18 protein-coding genes and 1 tRNA gene are annotated in these 19,785 nt (G+C 36.2%); 9 read left to right on the top strand and 10 right to left on the bottom strand.

The annotated features are described in order from the left end of the window. Positions 1-27: 27 nt before the first annotated feature. Genes A3EE_RS0113910 through A3EE_RS0113895 form a run of 4 tightly spaced genes read right to left on the bottom strand, consistent with a single transcriptional unit; the run spans position 28 to position 2,275 of the window. A complete protein-coding gene (locus A3EE_RS0113910) occupies positions 28-591 on the bottom strand; it encodes a YceI family protein (RefSeq protein WP_018344054.1) in 564 nt (187 codons plus the stop codon). Between the two features lie 2 nt (positions 592-593). Further along, complete coding sequence (locus A3EE_RS0113905) at positions 594-1,505, bottom strand: DUF5777 family beta-barrel protein (RefSeq protein WP_018344053.1); 912 nt, start codon at positions 1,503-1,505, stop codon at positions 594-596. Between the two features lie 10 nt (positions 1,506-1,515). Further along, the gene (locus A3EE_RS20700) at positions 1,516-1,899 is read right to left on the bottom strand and encodes a hypothetical protein (RefSeq protein WP_018344052.1); all 384 of its coding nucleotides are present in this window, start codon (positions 1,897-1,899) and stop codon (positions 1,516-1,518) included. A 1-nt stretch (position 1,900) separates the two neighbouring features. Next, complete coding sequence (locus tag A3EE_RS0113895) at positions 1,901-2,275, bottom strand: hypothetical protein (RefSeq protein WP_157447030.1); 375 nt, start codon at positions 2,273-2,275, stop codon at positions 1,901-1,903. Positions 2,276-2,680: 405 nt separating this feature from the next. Between A3EE_RS0113895 and A3EE_RS0113890 the strand changes: the two genes are divergently transcribed. The 3 genes from A3EE_RS0113890 to A3EE_RS0113880 all read left to right on the top strand — a co-directional run bounded on the left by A3EE_RS0113890 (position 2,681) and on the right by A3EE_RS0113880 (position 3,760). Continuing rightward, positions 2,681-2,751: transfer RNA gene (locus A3EE_RS0113890), tRNA-Cys, on the top strand. Between the two features lie 144 nt (positions 2,752-2,895). After that, a complete protein-coding gene (locus A3EE_RS0113885) occupies positions 2,896-3,330 on the top strand; it encodes a PaaI family thioesterase (protein ID WP_018344050.1) in 435 nt (144 codons plus the stop codon). Positions 3,331-3,550: 220 nt separating this feature from the next. Beyond that, positions 3,551-3,760: a hypothetical protein gene (locus A3EE_RS0113880; RefSeq protein ID WP_018344049.1), complete on the top strand. Its 210-nt coding sequence runs from the start codon at positions 3,551-3,553 to the stop codon at positions 3,758-3,760. Positions 3,761-3,836: 76 nt separating this feature from the next. Here the strand turns inward: A3EE_RS0113880 and A3EE_RS0113875 are convergent, their stop codons facing one another. Beyond that, positions 3,837-4,274, bottom strand: coding sequence for a carboxymuconolactone decarboxylase family protein (locus A3EE_RS0113875; protein ID WP_018344048.1), 438 nt, complete (start codon positions 4,272-4,274; stop codon positions 3,837-3,839). A 64-nt stretch (positions 4,275-4,338) separates the two neighbouring features. Further along, positions 4,339-4,914 carry a Crp/Fnr family transcriptional regulator gene (locus A3EE_RS0113870; RefSeq protein ID WP_018344047.1) on the bottom strand — a complete coding sequence of 192 codons (576 nt, stop codon included), beginning with the start codon at positions 4,912-4,914 and terminating at the stop codon, positions 4,339-4,341. Positions 4,915-5,145: 231 nt separating this feature from the next. Between A3EE_RS0113870 and A3EE_RS0113865 the strand changes: the two genes are divergently transcribed. Beyond that, the gene (locus tag A3EE_RS0113865; RefSeq protein ID WP_018344046.1) at positions 5,146-5,355 is read left to right on the top strand and encodes a hypothetical protein; all 210 of its coding nucleotides are present in this window, start codon (positions 5,146-5,148) and stop codon (positions 5,353-5,355) included. An 88-nt stretch (positions 5,356-5,443) separates the two neighbouring features. Here the strand turns inward: A3EE_RS0113865 and A3EE_RS0113860 are convergent, their stop codons facing one another. Further along, positions 5,444-6,085 carry a hypothetical protein gene (locus tag A3EE_RS0113860; RefSeq protein ID WP_018344045.1) on the bottom strand — a complete coding sequence of 214 codons (642 nt, stop codon included), beginning with the start codon at positions 6,083-6,085 and terminating at the stop codon, positions 5,444-5,446. Positions 6,086-6,503: 418 nt separating this feature from the next. On the opposite strand from A3EE_RS0113860, the gene A3EE_RS0113855 reads away from it, so the two are divergent. Beyond that, positions 6,504-7,478, top strand: coding sequence for a deoxyhypusine synthase family protein (locus tag A3EE_RS0113855; RefSeq protein WP_018344044.1), 975 nt, complete (start codon positions 6,504-6,506; stop codon positions 7,476-7,478). A 125-nt stretch (positions 7,479-7,603) separates the two neighbouring features. On the opposite strand, the gene A3EE_RS0113850 is transcribed toward A3EE_RS0113855, so the two are convergent. Then, entirely contained in the window at positions 7,604-8,107 is a 504-nt protein-coding gene (locus tag A3EE_RS0113850) for a YdeI/OmpD-associated family protein (RefSeq protein ID WP_018344043.1), read from the bottom strand. 148 nt (positions 8,108-8,255) lie between these two features. Here A3EE_RS0113850 and A3EE_RS0113845 point away from each other — a divergent pair, with 148 nt between their 5' ends. Beyond that, complete coding sequence (locus A3EE_RS0113845) at positions 8,256-10,748, top strand: cation-translocating P-type ATPase (RefSeq protein WP_018344042.1); 2,493 nt, start codon at positions 8,256-8,258, stop codon at positions 10,746-10,748. Continuing rightward, positions 10,745-12,184 (top strand): ArnT family glycosyltransferase, encoded by a 1,440-nt coding sequence (locus tag A3EE_RS0113840; protein WP_018344041.1) that lies wholly within the window; start codon positions 10,745-10,747, stop codon positions 12,182-12,184. Before A3EE_RS0113845 ends, A3EE_RS0113840 begins: the two co-directional genes overlap by 4 nt. Positions 12,185-12,217: 33 nt before the next feature. Here the strand turns inward: A3EE_RS0113840 and A3EE_RS0113835 are convergent, their stop codons facing one another. Further along, a complete protein-coding gene (locus A3EE_RS0113835) occupies positions 12,218-12,913 on the bottom strand; it encodes a hypothetical protein (RefSeq protein WP_018344040.1) in 696 nt (231 codons plus the stop codon). A 197-nt stretch (positions 12,914-13,110) separates the two neighbouring features. On the opposite strand from A3EE_RS0113835, the gene A3EE_RS0113830 reads away from it, so the two are divergent. Next, the gene (locus tag A3EE_RS0113830) at positions 13,111-15,486 is read left to right on the top strand and encodes a T9SS type B sorting domain-containing protein (protein ID WP_018344039.1); all 2,376 of its coding nucleotides are present in this window, start codon (positions 13,111-13,113) and stop codon (positions 15,484-15,486) included. 3 nt (positions 15,487-15,489) lie between these two features. Further along, positions 15,490-16,440 (top strand): PorP/SprF family type IX secretion system membrane protein, encoded by a 951-nt coding sequence (locus A3EE_RS0113825; RefSeq protein ID WP_033418066.1) that lies wholly within the window; start codon positions 15,490-15,492, stop codon positions 16,438-16,440. 96 nt (positions 16,441-16,536) lie between these two features. On the opposite strand, the gene A3EE_RS0113820 is transcribed toward A3EE_RS0113825, so the two are convergent. Beyond that, complete coding sequence (locus A3EE_RS0113820; RefSeq protein ID WP_018344037.1) at positions 16,537-19,779, bottom strand: T9SS type B sorting domain-containing protein; 3,243 nt, start codon at positions 19,777-19,779, stop codon at positions 16,537-16,539. Positions 19,780-19,785 lie beyond the last annotated feature (6 nt).

The raw sequence follows: 19,785 nt of genomic DNA, 5'->3' as shown, positions 1-19,785 counted from the left end.
ACTCATCATTAAAAAGCGTAATAATTTTTATTGCAATGTATAATTCGCATTCAATTTCACCTGTATCACCTCAGCAATTTTATTAAATACAATTTGAGGCACTTCTATTTTATGATCTACTAATTTAACATCGAATGTTGACGTTAGATTTACTTTTTTAGTTGCATCAATAGTTAGAGTTCCATTAATTGTTCTTGGTTGTGCAACACCATGGATGGTTAATGTACCCTTACTGGTGACGGGATATGTGCCAGGTTTTGTATAATCAATCGTTTCATTTATTATTCCTGAATACGTTGCTTTTGGATATTTATCACTTTCAACATATTTTTCATTGAAGTGTTCCTGCATCAGCCCATTTTTAAATTTGAATGAAGTCATTAATACAACACATGCAATATTTTTGTTGGAAGGGTTGATTGCAGAGATCATAGTTGAAGAACTGGCTTCAATATTTTCCATGGGTGTTTCAGAATAAAAACTAATTTGGCCCGTAGATGTTTTATACATTGGTTGACCTTCATTTTTAAAGGACATGGTCATTCCCAATAATAGGGCAGTAGCAAGAATTGAAATACTATATTGTTTCATAGTTAGTGAGATTTATTAAATGAAAAGACTCTTGAAATATTGAAACCTAAACGGATTTCGCCTTTGCCCCATTGTGAAACGGTGTAGGGGATGGCTTGAACTTCATTAATTCCAAAAGAATTGATAACAAATACTTGAAACACGTGTCCACCGGTTTCAACATCAAGCCCAAAACCTAAACTGTTGTGATATGCATTCATTTGTACTGTATATTGACTTATTCGAATAACATATTCTCCGGATAGAGATAAGCTTTTTGTAAGTTTGAATCTTCCTGCAGTTGCTAAGCTTAACATGTCGTTTTTATCCGTTGTATTGATTACTTGATTGTAATGAATAAATGTTGGGCTTAGTTGTACAGATAGTTTTTTAGTGAATTTTCTGGCAATCATCAGTTGATACATATACGATATCCTGCTTGAAAAATTCTCATATTTATTTATACCCGTTAAAGCTGCCGTTGCATCTTTTTCACTCGTAATATTTATTGATATTAAACCTGTTAGGGTTATTGGCATACTACCATTTGTAGTTTGGCTTAGGATTTTATATTTTAAAAATCCGTCAAACAATTTATGATCCGAACTTCTACCAATTCCAATCATGAATTTATCTGTTATGCCATAATCAAAACCAATCCGTATGTTTGCAGGCCCATCGAGTCCGTAAAAATTGTATGATCCGGAACTAAAATCACCAAAGCGATGCGATATTCTAAAATCTAAACTGTTTTTAGATAACGTCTCTACCGTTTGACAGTTAATGATTCGCGTCGCTTTAAAAGTTGCCTGGGTATATTGTTTAGTTTTATCCGCTTCTGTATTTAGGTTTTCAAGTAAATCATCTTGTGCGTTGGAAACCTTAATTGTACACACAAGTATGCTTAGTAAGATTATTTTTTTTAGATTTTTCATAATTTGAGTATTATTCAGGCATACCAGCATCAATCCATCTCTGGATTCTATCAATTTCGCATTGGTGAACTCTTGTTGAGGGAGGCATGGCCCTATAGCCGGGTTGAGCAGTCATTGTGCCGATTAGGCTTCCATTTGCTGCGGATGTTTTGACACCTTGATAACTGTCCAATACAACATTGATGGAAGATGAGGTTGCTGCCGTATGGCAAGAGACACAATTGGACTGCATAATTGCATTTATAGAGCCGTTATATGTATCAGCAAGTGCTGTATCGCAGGTGTTAATTAAAGCAGCAGCAGGATGTATTTCATCGAATTTATCGTAGTAGCAAGAATATTGCATAAATAAAAACGCACCAATAAACAGGAATAAGAATGGGTTTAATTTCATATTAATTGTATTTAGCTCCTTGCATGATCCATGTATAAATTGTTAAGATTTGTGTTTCTGACAGATGTCCAGTAATAGGCATTTTACTTTCACCTTTTAGGGTTGTAATTCTTTGGTATATATCGCTTTTTTTCGCATTAGAAGGAGTAACATAATTTATGATATCATAGTAATAGATTAATTCGGCTTGCTCGCTCATGCCATCGTGGCAACCAGCAGTTGCACAATTATTCATAATAATTGGTTGTACATCTGCTTGAAATGAAATTTCCGGTTTATCCGGAATTACTGCTGTGTGTTTGCATGCAAGTAAGACTCCGATTAATGGAATAAATAAGAAGGCGAATCCCCATTTATATTTCTTGTAATTCATCATTTGATAGGTTAGGTAAAATAATTGTTGCAACAGTTATTTTGAAAAGTATCTTTAGATTCTGAGTATTCTCTGAGTATTTCATTAAAAATGAGATGTATTAACAATTATATAATACCACAAGTACGAGGTCATTGATGTGTGTGATTAGGATCATTATGTATTGTTTTGAAATATGAAAAGAGTGTTATTGAAAAGTGTATGTGCGGTATTTTATTATGTTAAAAAGCATAGTTATGAAACATACTATTCATTTAGACATAAAGACTTAATCACCCTTCAAGCTTAATCAAGTTATAACTTCTCTAATATTTTGATAGTAAGTGATTAATGATGGGATTATAAAATTCTTTTGCAAAAGCCTTTCTTCTTCGTCCGTTTTTTATAACTTTGCAAACCTCAATAAAGGGTTTCGTGGCCGAGTGGCTAGGCAGAGGTCTGCAAAACCTTCTACACCAGTTCGAATCTGGTCGAAACCTCGTAAAGTCTCCTGATCCCGATAGCTATCGGAACGGGAGACTTTTTTATTTGTATAAAACCTGAAAAACTCACGTCTAAGCCCGGTTTGAAACATTTTTCAATATATTGTAGTACAATTAACCTATATACATTTCATTTGAGCTATGAATCCGCGCTTAGAATACATCCAGAACCGAATCGGTAAAGTAGTTCACGATAGTCCGTCAGCGATCAGCAATTGGCTTCAAATGACCCCTGTGCTTGCCGAAAACGGAAAGATCATAGTGACAGTACCGGTAAGAGCAGATATGACCAATATGATGAAAACAATTCATGGTGGCATCGTTGCTACCATTCTGGATGATCTCTGTGGTACCGTTTGTCTGATCTCTGCTGATGAATTCTTCTATGCAACTGTAACGCTGAACGTAGATTACCTGAGACCTGCACAGATCGGAGATGTGTTGACCTGTACGGCGGAAGTCATCCGCCAGGGCAAGAGCATCATAAATGTGCATGCCACCTTAGCACTTCCGGACGGAAAGCTGGTAGGTCGTGCCAGCTCAAACCTGATTAATACACAGATCAAAACGCATTAATTCTTTCCATTCTATAAAGCAGAAAAGTCCTCCGTCCCGATCCCGATCGGGACGGAGGACTTTTCTGCTTTATAGTGTTTTTTTATAGACTACCTAAATTTTTTTTGATTTTTTACAACTCTATAAGCATTGTTCCCGTTACACACTACTGAGACCCAATACATTTCAAATTTTAAACTTTACTACGCAGCTGCATGTAACAACTAAACGACTAGAGACTATGGAAGAAATTGAAAAAACACTTAAAGCTTATAACTGGAACGAAGAGTCAACAATTCGTATTCTTTTAAACAGTAATAATAAAAGTATGTTAAAAGAATTTCTACCTCTGTTTAGGAGATACACAGATGCAATCATTATAAATTATCAGGAAGGGCTTGCCAACAGAGCCATGATCAGTATAGGAAAGAATACGATTTCCCTGGCATAACAAACATTACCTTATTAACGATCTCTACACCCCATTTGCATTTATATACCATGAATGCAAATGGGGTGTAGAAGTTTTAATCAATTTGCAAATGTGTTGCTACCGCAATTCTGTTCCAGCCATTGATTGCCACAACAGCCATAATTATTTGGGCAACATAATTTTCCCCAAATAGCTCCACAGCCTTTTTATATACAGCATCCGAAACTCCATGCTGATGGATCACCGTAATTTCTTCGGTTAAACCAAGGATTGCTTTCTCTTCTTCGGTAAACAGATCTGTTTCCTTCCAAGCTGCTAATACAAATAAACGCTGCAATGTTTCACCGTTTTGGATCGATTCTTTAGTATGCATATCCAGACAATAGGCGCAACCATTGATCTGTGAAGCGCGCGTTTTGATCAGATTGATATGGCTCTTGCTAAGTTCGCTTGTTTGAAGATAGGCTTCAAGCCCGACCATTGCTTTATATCCCTTTGGCTGCAATGCTCCCAGATTTAATCTCTTTTCCATAATGTGTTTTGTTTTTGTATGGAACAAAACTAAAAGATGGGTTATTGAAAAAACTTAAACTGGTTTAAGAAATATTTTTTTTACGAATTTCACTTAAATATTCCGGAGTGAATCCTAAATAGGATGCTAACAGATATTGTGGTATGCGCTGAATAAACTCCGGGAATTTATTGCGAAAATTTAAAAACTGTTCTTCTTTTGAAAAGGTATGCTGATACTTGGAACGAAGCTGCGCTGCAGCAGCTGCTTTCTGATATACAAGCCGGAAATAACGTTCCATCTTTGGAACTTCTGTGAGTAACTTTTCCTGTGCCGTGTAAGAAATTCGTAATAGTTCTGTATGTTCTACAGCCTGAATGTAGAAATCGCCCGGCAATTGATTCTGAAAAGACATATAATCGCTGAGCCACCAATTTTCAATAGCAAACTGTGTTGTTTGTTCAACACCTTTGTCATCGATAAAAAATAAGCGCAGACAACCTTTTAACACAAAGTAATTGTGTTTGCAAACTTCTGGTGTATGCAGGAGATTTACTTTCTTCTTTACTTTTTCGCTTTCAAAAAAAGTATGTATCTGAAATGCTTCTTCATCTGTGATGTCAATAAATCTGCGAATATGAGCAGCTAGTTGATTCTGCATTGTGAAATGTATTTACAATAAATGTATTTTAAATACCAGTTATGAAAGTTACAGAATCAAATTCAATTCCTGTAATCAGTGTGTAGTATTATCTGTTAAATGGTTGATAAATTAATATATAGATCAACAACCGTGGGCAATGAAAGGCGTTAATATCTTAGCGTTCGCATTAACAAAAGATAATTTAATACATATTTCAATCTTAACTTTTAACCCCTAAATTGAACAGTTATGGAACAAGTAGAAAAAGAATTAAAATTAGTTAAATGGACAAACGAATCCTTTATCGAAATACTAATGAACAGCAATAATAAAGAACGTTTAAATGAAATTTTGCCAATAATAAGAAGATATACCAGCGCGATTGTTGTGCATTATAAGATGGATCTGGAATCTGCAGCTCGTGTTAGCATTGGCACAAAAGTATTTGCCGTTGCATAAGTTTCCCGAAAGGGAAATGCACAATACTTAATATAATACCGAATTTTATAGAGCAATAAGCATATACGGATATATGTTTATTGCTTCTTTATTTTATCCCAAACATCTCTTTCATTGCATTCCACAAACTAGCCTTTAATGCAACAGTTGTTTCCAGTTTAGCTAATGCATCTGCTAATAAAATAATTGTGTTATTATGTTTTTGTATCGCGTATAGATCTTTTGAAAGGCGAGGCGTAAAGGCATCTGTCGGTAAGCCGAAAGATAGGATAATACGTGGCTTTAATGTTTCTATGTGGGTCAATGAAACAGGAGTGGAGACGAGCAAAACACCGCAGTCGTTGTAATCCAGCTGCACCGCTTTAACGATCTTACCCAACATTTCCTGTTGTGCAGAAGTCATTGAGTATGATACATGCATCAAGATTAAAATACCATTGCTATATTTCCCTGTTGGCTTTAAAGCTGGAGCTTCCGGTGCTTTAGATGAAATTTCTTCTTTAACCGCTGTTAACGATGGGGAAGCAGGAATCGAAGGCGATTTCGGAATACTTGGAGTTGCTGTGGTTACAACTGTTTCTTTAGGTGCTTCAACGGCTTTCGGCATCTCTACAGAAGTAGTTGATGCAGCCTGAACGGGTGTTGCTGCAATTGCATTCGGATCATTAATGATATATAATGTATCTGAAAATATGTCTTTCCAGTTTCCGGGATTAATTGCTTCTGCCATAAATGCTCCTGCTAAATCAAGTGGTGAATATTATTAACTACAAATTACAAAAAAGAGGCAGGGAATTATAAATTATGATTTATGAGTTATGAATTAATTCTCAACAATTTGTCTGAATTTGGATTTGTTTGATTGATTGGCAAATTTGGATTAAGGTAGCTTTTTAATTATTAAGCTATAAAGCACTAAATCTTTAAATTTTAAGTGTTAAAACAAGTTGGTTCTGACCTTGATTGAAAGACAAAACAAGAACCACTAAATCCAAACTTTCCAATCAATCAAACAAATCCAAATTCAGACAGTTTTCTCATTTTCAAGGGTTAATAATTAAATAATATCGGATTTGGCTCAGGTTTATAAGTTTTCATCAGAATGATGTAACTTGCAGGCTATAATTCTATTTAACATTCAATAAAATATGTCAAAGGGACCTATTTCTCAGTTTATTCAAGAGCATTATTTGCACTTTAACTCTGCCGCTTTGGTAGATGCAGCAAAAGGATATGAAACGCACTTATTAGAGGGTGGAAAAATGATGATTACGCTTGCCGGTGCTATGAGTACGGCGGAATTGGGTAAATCATTAGCAGAAATGATCCGTCAGGATAAAGTACAGATTATTTCATGTACAGGTGCTAACCTGGAAGAGGATATTATGAATCTGGTTGCGCACTCACACTACAAGCGTGTACCGAATTACAGAGATTTAAGTCCGCAGGATGAGTGGGATCTGTTAGAGAACCACTACAACCGTGTTACAGATACATGTATTCCTGAAGAAGAAGCTTTCAGAAGATTACAAAAGCATTTATTTAAAGTTTGGGACGACGCAGACAAATCCGGCGAACGTTATTTCCCGCATGAATTCATGTACAAAATGTTGTTGAGTAAAGAGCTTGAACAATATTATGAAATTGATCCGAAGAATTCCTGGATGCTTGCAGCAGCAGAGAAAAACCTTCCGATCATTGTTCCGGGTTGGGAAGATTCTACCATGGGTAATATCTTTGCTTCATACTGCATCAAAGGTACATTCAAACCAACTATGACGAAGTCTGGTATTGAATACATGATGTGGTTGTCTGATTGGTATGTAAAGAATTCTGAAGGTAAAGGTGTTGGTTTCTTTCAAGTAGGTGGTGGTATTGCAGGTGATTTCCCGATCTGTGTGGTACCAATGTTGTATCAGGATATGGAAATGGAAAACATTCCATTCTGGAGTTATTTCTGCCAGGTTTCTGATTCAACAACATCATACGGTTCGTATTCAGGAGCAGTACCAAACGAAAAAATTACCTGGGGTAAACTAGATATTCATACACCGAAGTTTATTGTAGAGTCTGATGCTACGATTGTAGTGCCATTGATCTTTGCATATTTGCTGGGATGGTAATTGTAGGTTTTAAGTAATAAGTTTTAAGTGTTAAGTTTGGAAACGGACTTAACACTTTTTTTTAAATGCGATATCGTAAAATGTAAAAGATTTCATCTTAGAACTTAAAACTTATTACTTAAAACCTAATTCCCTTTATTCATCCGCATCATCTCTGAATATCCCAATCCCATTCCCAACGCCTGTATAGATTGCGTGATGCGTTTCGATTTTGTTACTTCTGTTTTGGCAGCATCGATCCATTTTGAAAAATAATTCTGATGTGATTTTGTAAGACTTTTATAATACTCATACGCAGTTGGATCATCTTCAAGACACAAAACAAAATCCGAATTCAATTCATATTCTTTCGGATCAAATTCAATCCGCACGGTTAATGTGCCGCCCATAGCCTTGTGTGTTCCTTTACGCATGGAAGCGTTGATGGGCATTATAAATTCACCGTCTCCCATAGGAAGAAGAGCTATGCCTTCAATCGGAAATTTATCTAATGTGCCTTTCACCCGAAAACCTTTTCTGTTGCTGGGTTGCATCGCTTCTGAAATATCAATAGGAATATAGATAAAACTCCAACCCGTTTTTTCACCATTCTTTTCAAATTTCTCAATAATAGCTTTAAAGGTATGCATATGAAATACATTAAAATAGTTAGAAATATACTAAAGCTAAAATAATTACCATAGATGTTCTACCAAACTTTTTTATTTTTTATGATACAATATGTTAACTTGTTTGAATAAGGGCTGAAATACGATTAAGCCAAGAAGTATCTACCATATGAATCCATATCCATTTACAGGATTAACAACGAAAGAAGTTCAGACTTCCAGAAATCAACACGGAGCGCACATTGTTGATGAGAAAGCGAATCATCCAATATGGGATATATTTAAAAAAACGGTTTTTGAGCCAATGTTTTTATTGCTTTTGGCTTGCACAATTATTTATTTTTCATTGGGCGAATTATCAGAAGGGTGGTTTATGTTGGGGGCAATTGTTTTGGTGTCCGCTATTTCATTTTATCAGGAAAATACAACTCGAAAAGCGCTGGAGGCTTTAAAAGAATTTACACAGGCGCATGCGCATGTGATTCGTAATAATGAAATTGTTCAGATTACTTCAGATGAAATTGTTATCGGAGATTATTTGGTTGTTTCAGAAGGAGAGTTGATTCAAGCGGATGGAATCATCAAACAATTAAATGATTTTACTGTTAATGAATCTATTTTAACGGGGGAATCATTTGCCATAGAAAAAGTAATTGATTCGGATGACAATTCATCTGTGTTTCAAGGTACCTTAGTTGTCTCCGGTCAATGTGTATTTGAAGTCAAACAAATAGGTAGTCAAACAAAACTTGGGCAAATCGGTACCTCAGTTGATGCTATTTCTATTCAAAAAACACCATTAGAAAAACAAATCAATTCTTTTGTTACATGGATGGCAATTATAGGCAGCAGTATATTTTTACTGATATGGATATATACGTATTATCAAACAGGAGACTTACTAAATAGCTTATTAAAAGGACTCACCATTGCAATGTCTGTTTTGCCTGAAGAAATACCAGTTGCTTTTGCAACCTTTATGGCTCTTGGTGCCTGGCGCTTGATGAAAGTAGGTATCATTGTGAAACAAACTCAAACTGTTGAAGCTTTAGGTTCGGCTACAGTTCTTTGTACGGATAAGACAGGAACAATTACTCAAAATAGAATGTCATTGAGTACGCTCTATGCCTTTAAGTCAAATACTGTTTATAATTCTGAATCCTTTAATTTGGAGGATGCTCAGGTTGTAATTTCAACCTCTATGTGGGCGAGTGAATCTGTTCCCTTCGATACGATGGAGATAGCAATTCATGATGCGTATAAGCATTCTACAAAAGAAGATGTTCGAAAAGCATATTCTATGATTCATGAATATCCATTGGGCGGAAATCCTCCTATGATGACGCATGTTTTTGAGAATGCAGCAGGAGATAGAATTGTAGCTTGTAAAGGCGCACCTGAAGCATTGTTGAAGTATTCTGTATTAGCTGAGGATGAGAAAAAAAATATTTTAAAACAATTAGCCGATTTTGCTTCAAAAGGTATACGTGTATTGGGAGTTGGGCGTGCACGAATTGAAGGTGCTGATTTTCCCAAGCAACAGGAATTAATTTCGTTTGAGTTCTTAGGTTTGATTGGTTTCATTGATCCTCCGAAGGAAAATATTTCAACAGTGTTTGAAAAGCTTTATAATGCGGGTATAGAGATCAAAATAATAACGGGTGATAATGCGTTAACTACTGCTGCTATTGCAAAGCAGGCAGATTTTAAAGGGTATGATAATGGAATCAATAGTGATGCATTACTTGCATTATCCGATACAGAATTCGATTCAGCTGTTTGCAAATATTCCATATTTACACGTATGTATCCGGAGTTAAAGCTTCGTATTGTAGAGCGACTAAAAGCTCAAGGATATATCGTTGGTATGACAGGGGATGGTGTAAATGATGGTCCAGCGCTTAAAGCAGCTAATATTGGTATTGCAATGGGCAAACGGGGCTCAGAAATAGCTAAGGAAGCGTCTTCGCTCATTCTTACGGATGATGATTTTGGGAAAATGGTAGATGCTGTAGCTATGGGAAGACGTATCTATACCAATTTGAAAAAAGCTATTCAATATATTATTTCGATTCATATACCTATTATTTTAACTGTTGCAGCACCTTTATTACTTGGCTGGATCTATCCTGAAATTTTCACTCCGGTGCATGTGATTTTTCTAGAGTTGATTATGGGGCCAACCTGTTCCATCGTTTATGAAAATGAACCTATGGAAAAAAACAGCATGAATGTGCCACCACGACAATTGGGTAAAACGTTTTTGAATATAAATGAATTGTTAATAAGCATTGTACAAGGCCTTGTGATTACTATTGGTACGCTGAGTATGTATCAATACTCCACAAGTCAAGGTAATAATGAGGAAATAACACGGTCAATGGTATTTGCAACATTGGTGTGTTCCAATATTATTTTATCACTTGTGAATCGCTCGTTGCATTATAGCATATTCAGAACGTTATTTTATAAAAACAGATTGATGGTTTTTATTCTCGTAGCTACCTTTATTTTATTATGTGTTTTATTATATGTTCCAATTGTTTCAGCCTTCTTTAAACTTGGCTCATTATCTATCGGACAATTATGTATATCTGTTATTGTTGCAATACTAAGTGTGTTGTGGTTTGAACTATATAAGTGGTATAAAAGAGTAAAATGAGCAAGCCAATTAAAATAATCCTTACAATTGCAGCAATCATCCTTATTGCCTTGCCTATGTGTTATCAGGCATACATCAATAAGTTATTCGTCTTTGATGAAGGATATTATTTTATAGCTGCTAACGAATTGGGTGAACGTGGACGTTTTTTTATATTTTTTGATCCTACGAGTCATTTACAAAATACCAAGCCGTATCTATTCGTATTTATTCAAACCTTATTCGGTAAATGTTTTGGATGGAACGAATGGTCATTGCGGATACCTATAATAGCTTCGGCTGTAACATTGATTCTCTTGATCTATTTTTCTATAAAACGAATCGTTCAAGACCATTGGTGGGCGCTTACCTCAGCAGCAGTCTTATTGCTGATTCCTTATTTTGTATGTCCGCATATGGCATTTACAGGGGATCATGATGTGCCATTAATTTTATTTACAACTGGATTTATATTTTTTTATTATTCTTTTTTAGTAGAACCTGAAAAAAATACCTATCAACGATATTTATTATGGGCTATTTTATTCGCAACACTATCTATATTAACAAAGGGGTGGATGATTGTATTTTTTCTTCCAGCTAGTTTTGTCTTTCTATTTCTATATAAAAAACACACGCTGCTTTTTACAAATGGTTATTTTTGGATGGGAATGGTCTTCTCAATCCTTGCATTAGCAAGTTGGTATTTGGGTAGAGAATATTTGGATCCAGGATATTTAGAAGCTGTTTGGACCTATGAAATAGGTAGATATCATACATTTATTGAACCTGTTCATCCTGAATGGAATTATTACTGGAAAATATTATTTGAAATTCAATTGCACTATTGGGTGCTTGGTTTTATACCTGCAGCAATTTTTTTATTAAAAAAAATGAATGGCTCTCAAAACAAATTCATTTATTATATTCTTGTTCAGGCACTGGCATTTCTGTGTATTTTTTCTTTTTCAAAAGTAAAGCTACTTTGGTATGATGCCCCCATCTTACCACTATGTGCTGTTATAATAGGTTTTGGTATTTTTGAAACATTCAAACGTATCTCTACTTTTTTTTATTTTCAACAACGTATTGTTATCGGTATTCTATTTACGCTGGTCTTTTCTGTTTTCTATATACAGATTTTTACAAGGTCTTTTAGTAGATTTTATATGGAATCATACGGTGATTTTATGGTTTCAAAACAAACAGATATTCCGTATTCAATTGCCTATGCAGAATACAACCCGCATTTACTTTTTTATGAGCAGTATGCTACTAGGTTTTTGAAGCAATCGCATGTATTGAAGAAACGTCAGTCAAGCTTTCAGGTTGGTGAAAAAATATTGGTTTGTGAGCCCGTTCTTATGTTCAATATTAAACGGAAATATGAATATGAAACAATAGATTCATTAGGCAAAAGTGTTTTCATACAAATAAAAAAGTCCCGCGCTGAATAGCACGGGACTTTTCATAAATATGTTTTTTGTTGATTATTCTGCAGCTTGTCTATATACTACATTGTAAGGAGTTGCGCTTATACTACCAGTCATAGTTGCTGAATTACCTGTTGAGTTAGAGTTACTAGGATAATAACCCAATTCAATCGAATAATCAAAACTAATTAAGCCAGTACTACTGTCAACAACGAGGTTATCATACGTAATGCTTGAGAAGTTTGGACTCGTATAGTTAACTAAAGAAATGGGACTAACATTAAATGGATAGTTATAATCAGTTGTTGTTCCAAAATAAAACATGTTATTGTTACTTAGCTTTCTATTTGATACGATTGTAACATAAGTGTTATATATTTCTGGTGTCAGTTCTGTTGTACGTAATTGAGGATCGTAATAATCCAATGAAAAATCGAATTTGATATAAGAATTTCCAGTTGAATCGTATCTGGTAATACTGTAGTTATAGGAAGTACCTCCTTCACCATACACTACATTAAAAGCATTGTCAGCGGTGCTCTTATAATATTGATAATTTAAATTTAAGGTAAACGCAGAATCATTTGTGTATGTTGTTCCTTCAAGTTGTCCTGTGATTGAACCGCTTTTATAAGCAGGTGTAGAAGCACTTGCGCCTGCAGGTCCAGGTTCTCCTTTGTCGCCTTGGCGGCAGCCAACAAATGTTGTTGCAAGCAATGCTGCAAAAATTACTCCGATTGATATATGTTTCATGATATTAAGGGTTTAGTCTTTGAAATGGTTTCTATCTGCAAATTATTATTTAAAAATTAATAATGTATTAAAAATGGGTTACTAAATTTCATTTATTTTTCTTATATGTAATTATTTGAAGTTTTATTGAGATTATTTTATTTATTCTGATTTTTCATACAAAAGATTATATTTGTCTAATTATTAATTATTTAGTTATGTTAAAAAATACACTTTTAAGTTTTAGTTTTTTCCTTTATTCATTTCTTTCATTTTCTCAGACCTGTGATCCCAATGATTTATATGATCAGATCATTTCGGATTACCATTCAACAATTGCGCGTAGGCAAGATGGTTCATTTGTTGTTTGGGGAGAAGGGAAAGCAAGTGATGGAGTTGGGAATGTATTGGTGCCACAACAAATTAACAGCACAAATTATCCAGGTTTAACAGGTACACCTTTAAAAGGTGCATTAGGTTCCAATACTATTAATAATTCTCAGGCAATTTTATTGACTACAACGGGTTTATTCGCTTGGGGAACTCGTAATATTGTTATTAATCAAGTTTTTACTACGAGTACTACGTTTCAAAAAATTTCCGTCGCTGGTAAAAGTGACGGTCTGCCGCCTAACGTATTGCCCAAGGATGTAAAAATCATGACTGCAACGTTTCATTCATTGGCAATCGTAACGGACTCAGGTCATGTCTGGGTGATTGGGGCGACAAAAGAACTCTATGGAGATGGCTCTACAGCAGGATCAAACTCATGGCATCAGGTAAGAACAGCTGTTGGAGCATTTCCTATACTTGCAGGAGTTGTTCAATTGCGAATGAGCATAAATGGGGTGTTTGCTGTTGACAGCAGTAATAATTGGTATACCTGGGGAGTGAGAGTATATAATGCAAATGCTGCTGCTACGTCATATAGACGAGCAACTCTTATGACCAAACCATCCGATTTTCCAAATGAGATGCCAAGAATGATTGCTGTTACGTCCGGAATGTTCAAAATAACAGGAACAGCATATTTTGTTTTAAGTCAATCAGGAAATTTATATTCTATGGGTGATGGAGATAATGGTATTCTTGGTATCGGTTCTGTTTCTAAACAATTAGCATGGGGAAGAGTCAAAAAAAACAGCACCGAAAATCTGGAAAATGTAATGTTTATAAGTGTACAGGAACACGATGCTGCATTGTTGTCGGCTTGCGCAGTTACGAAAGAGAACAATTTATATTACTGGGGATCTAATGATTATTCATCATTAGATGGTGCATTACCAAATTTTTCAATGTATCCAGTTGTGCCGGATGGCTTTATCGTTGGTGTTGATAAAGCAAATTATGCAGAAAAAGGCGGACATACATTGGTGTATGTAAAAGATGCTTCCGATCGCTATTGTTATGTTGGGCATCGGGTAAATGGCAGTATGGGCGATGGCACAGCAACAGATACATATGAATTAACAATGAATTGTACCAATACTGCAGCCGTTCCTTTATGTTCCTTATGTCCTGCAACGATTAATAATAAATTAACGCAAACGCAATCGGATGCGTGTGCAGGTTCACATGTGCATGAATTGATAGGTGCAACTTCTACATTAAGTAATAATAATGGAGTTTTTTACCAATGGCAATCGTCGGTCATTTCAAAAGAGGGGGGATTTACAAACATTTCTTCGGCTACAACAAAAAATTATATTCCGAAGCCACTTACTCAAACAACTTGGTATAGAAGAATAACAAGTAATGCTTCACCTAATTGTCCTTTTGATAGCAGTAATGTATTGCGGGTTTCTGTAAACCCAATTCCTTTAAAACCTTTAGTTATGACCAGTTCAATGGTCTGTGCTGGAGATGCAATCGCTCTGCTTTCTTCAGCAGCAACTGGTGTGGAGTATAATTGGGAAGGTCCTGACAATTTTGTATCCCAACTTTCGGCACCGGTTATTAATAATGCAGCAGCTGCTAATGCGGGAACATATAAATTATCGGTTACAGATGCCAACTCGTGTGTGAGTGATACTGCATCAACAGATGTTGCAGTGTATACAATTGCACTGCAAATTATTACTCCTAATACGGTATGTGAAGGGCTGTCAATTGCTTTGGAGGTATCCAATCCTCAACCGGACTGGAATTATTTATGGACAGGACCTAATGGATTTATATCAGATAAAAAAGCACCGCTTATAACAAATGCAAGTGTTTCTAAGATGGGGTCATATAGTTTGAAGGTAACGGATCCAAAGTGTCAAGTGTCGGAGTCTATTGTAATATCTCTGGATAACTGTGAGAATACACTTTCCATCGCTGAAGGCTTCTCGCCTAATGGAGATGGAGTAAATGATGTGTGGGTTATTCGTGGGCTTAGTTTATATCCCAATAATTCCATCGTGATTTTTAATCGTTGGGGAGAAAAAGTTTATTCTGCTGCACCTTATACCAATGATTGGAATGGTAGATGTACAGCAGGATTGGTAGCAGTGGGAAATGGAGAATTATTGCCGGAAGGAACTTATTTTTATTTGTTTGATAAAAATAATGGGGATGCACCAGTGAAAGGTTCAATCTATATAAAACATTAATTTATGAAAACGTTTAAATACTTTTTGCAAGCATTTCCAGTGATGTGTTTGTGTTTATCAAATCATGCATTTGCCCAGCAGCAATCGTCGTTTACAAATTATATGTATAATGTACAAACATATAATCCTGCGTACGTTGGCAGCAGACAAGCAATTTCGGTAGTAGGACTATACAGACTTCAATGGGTTGGATATGATGGTGCGCCTAAGACACAGACCATTTCTGTTAGTGCACCAATTGCCAAACAAAAACTCGGTTTAGGTTTATCTTTTGAAAATGATAAGATAGGACCTATGAATTCTACAAGTGCTTACGCAGATTTTGCCTATCATTTACCTTTGACTGAAAAATCGAAATTGTCTTTTGGTACAAAAATTGGCGTGAATCTTTTAAGTACTTCGCTTTCATCTGTGAAATTAGACGATCCGAATGATGTTTCTTTTAATTCCAACATGCAAAATAAAGCAATCCCTAATGTTGGATTTGGAATGTATTATTATTCACCTAAATTTTATGCAGGTATAAGTACTCCTCAGATTTTGACCAAAACAGTTTCCGGAGAATATCAAGGACAGAGTATGAATCTATATCAGCAAAAGGTACATTTTTATATGATTGCCGGAACAGTATTCAATTTAACAGAAGCACTGGATTTGAAACCAACCATGCTTACTAAAGTTGTTGCCGGAGCGCCTGTGCAAGTTGATTTAACTACAACTCTTATATACAAACAACTTCTATATGCTGGTATTATGGTTCGCACAGGCGAATCTGTAGGCGGGCTGTTTGGTTTTATGTTTTCAAATACATTACTGTTTGGTTATTCATACGATTGGACTATTTTAAATAAAACGAATTCATATCATTATGGAAGTCATGAATTGGTTCTTAGATATGATTTTGCATTAAAGAAGAATAGAAATAATAAAAATTTATTTTTAGGATATTTTTAATCATGCATGTTACATAAAGACAACAAATAATCACATAAAAAAATCCCGTCCCGATAACTTCGGGACGGGATTTTTTTATGTGATTATTTGCAATAGCTACTCATTATTTCCTAGAATCTGTATCCAGCTTTTATGAATTTCTCCGCCGCAACCAGCTTTTAAGTAATAATAATACATACCATCGCTTGTGTGTAATGCTTTCCAATCATTGTTGTAATTATCGGCTTTGAAGACTTCATTTCCCCAACGGTTATAGATCAAAAGGGTAGATCCTGTAGCCAGCATAGGTTTATTTAAGTTACCTACTTCAGTGATTTTCAATACATCATTCAAACCATCTCCGTTCGGAGTAATCAAGTTTGGCACTGAAAGTTTCTGAAAATCTATCGAAGTAATTTTTACCGAATCCAGATCGGTTACACAACTGGTATTGATATTATCTCTTACAAACAGGTAATAGGTTTCGCTAACAGAAGATGTGGTTACTGTATAGTCCGGAGTACTTTTTTCATCTGAATGGGATGCACCTTTTTTAGTCCATACATACGTGTATGATCCGGATCCGCCTGTTACATATGCTTTCAAATCTCTTGCAGAGCCAACACAAATGGTATCTAATGGTTGTGCAATTGAACTGATTTCAAATCCTCCTGTACCTACAGATACTTTTACAATAGCTGTGGTTGGTATTCCGCATGCACCGGATATCTGATACATATACTCATATACTGTATTGGTAGATAGGTTCGATACCGTTGCCTTATTAGGCGGTACTTGTGTGATTACCTGATTGGGATCACTTGTAACAGCTATCCATGTACCCGTACCATTTACAGGAATATTCCCTGTAAGTGTTGTTGAGGAAGAACAGATGATTTGATCTGCGCCTGCATTTGCCACGTCATTTGATGGTGACATAAGCAATGAGTCCAGGGTAAATGCACTACATCCGTTTTTCGTTTCGGTTACCTTAATCGTGCTTTTTGTAACACCAGCATCTGCTGTAAGTTGATATGTATCATCACCTGAAACAAAAGTAATGTCGCCATTTACAATTGTCCATTGATACGTGCTCCCTGTAGCTGTATTATCCGGGGAAGCTGTGAAGATTAATCCTGTTGTGCCCGGGCATGCTTGTGTCGGAGCACTGATGGTTGGAGGTACAACTATTGTTGTGGTTACCATTACCGTATCGCTGTCAAGCAAGCCACTTGTTGTATTTCTTACCGTCCACACAACATAGGCTGTATCACCTGTAAATGTTATGGTAGCTGTTGGACTAGTAGCAGGATTCACAGTACCTAAACTACCTGTTGCAAATGTCCATGAACCGCTTTCATCTGTTGCTAAAGCTGCTGCATTTAATAACGTAGTATGCGTATTACAAAGTTTAATGTCTGTACCTGCATCCGATGTTGGTGGAACAGGAGGTACACAGGATTTGTAGATTGCTTTTACCGGTACGCGGGCACAAGCAGTACCTGCAGTTACGATCCAGCGATACATACCAGGGATTGCATTGTTTGCCCAGCCTTGTGTACTGTTACCCGTAAAGCTAATTACTCCACCATAAGTTTGTGGGTAAGTCATACCGTTTTGATACCAATTCATATTTGAACCAGTTATCATTTTCAACACATAGCCTGTACCCACTGGAACAGAAATCCCAACGGGCATTTTTAAGATCACAGAACTACCAAGCACACAACCATCTGCTGCTGTTGGAGTCCATAGAGCTGATGTACCTACAATATTACCCAGAGCATCTTTAACCTGAAGTTGTATTGCTCCGGATGGGCAATTGTAAAGGTGCATCTGAACATAAACGGAATCAATTGTAATACCTGTTAACACATCAAATTTCAACTCTGTTTCAGATTGAACACTACGATCACCTCCTCCAGACAAACCGTTTCCTGTTAAGGGTAAACCTACCGGAATTCTAAACGATGCAGTATCCTGAACATAGAAAGTATAATCTGCCGTTGGCGTTGCTGTAAATGTATACGAATCTCCGCCTTTTTGTGCAAGGTCTGCATCAGCCGTGCTTGTTGGGCTTGTCCACCATTTGTATTTACCACTGTTGTTTGGTGTTACATTCAAGGTGATACTTCCCGGATCACAATATACTTGATTTGTAACCTGAGGTGCTTTTGTTGTAATGATTACTTCATCTGTTTGTAATCCGCATATAGGGTCACGCACTTCTACTTTATAGGTACCGGGCGTATTTACAAAATACGTTTGATTTATATTTATACCTTCGGCAGCAACTCCGTCTTTATACCATTTATAAGTAACACCAATGCCTGTATAGCCTGCATCAAGTGTTACAGATGCAGGATCGCAAAGCTCTCTATCCGGTCCAAGATCGATTGAGTATACATCGGATATTACAACGATATCCGATTTGGTACATGAACCTCCTGCAGTTACACATACAGAATATGTTCCGGGAGTTGTAATTATTTTAGAATAAGGAGCTCCCATACCAGAACCTGATATAACCCCAGGTGCATTTGCGCTCCAGGTTACTGTAGTAGTATCCGTATGGGGTACACCAGCATCTAAAACCAAACCGCCTGCTCCTAAACCACACAATGTTTTATCCGGACCTAAATTAGGCTGAGGGCCTGATGACCCATATGTACAGCCAGGTATAAAAGAAATATCATCCAATGCAAAATCAGACTCACCGCCGTTACCGCCGCAACCAATAAGTTGTTTACCTTCAATACTGATTGTAACAACTGCAGGTGGATTGCTGCCTGAATTCCATACAGCTTCAAATTTTTGCCATCCTGAAGATAACGGATTGGCACCACCATATTGGGGAGCATCAATATCTCCATTATTAAGATTTTGACCGTTTACATCAAAGTTTAATTTACCAGGGTAATTAGGATTGTCTTTTAATGAATTCACCCATACAGAAAAGTAATAATTTGTGTTGGGTTTTACTGCTACATCCTGCTTCCATATTTTTACACCAAGAATACAAACACCATCGACCATTAAAAACTTATCATCACCTGACGGACTATGATCACTGAATGTTGAAGAGAAGGCATTGTTAAATGCCGGCATTTGTGAACCAGTTCCAACAAACAAATAACCCGGTACAGAAAAGCCTGAGGTGAATTGTACGTAGCCATCTGGCCCTGTATTTGGATTATTATCTGAGTCGTGGGTGAAGTCCCAGTTGTTAAAGCCATCAGAAAAGTCTCCATTTACAATCAGGTTTTGTCCTGAAAGTAAATCTGTGGGGCAGACCTGAGCATAAGTAGTGAAGGAAGCTATCAATAAGCAGGTCAATACTAAGAGTAGATTTTTTTTCATTTAGGG

This window comes from Cytophaga aurantiaca DSM 3654 (assembly GCF_000379725.1).
Lineage (GTDB): Bacteria > Bacteroidota > Bacteroidia > Cytophagales > Cytophagaceae > Cytophaga > Cytophaga aurantiaca.
The sequence above is the reverse complement of the archived record's forward strand: the minus strand, read 5'-3'. Positions and strand labels throughout refer to the sequence as shown.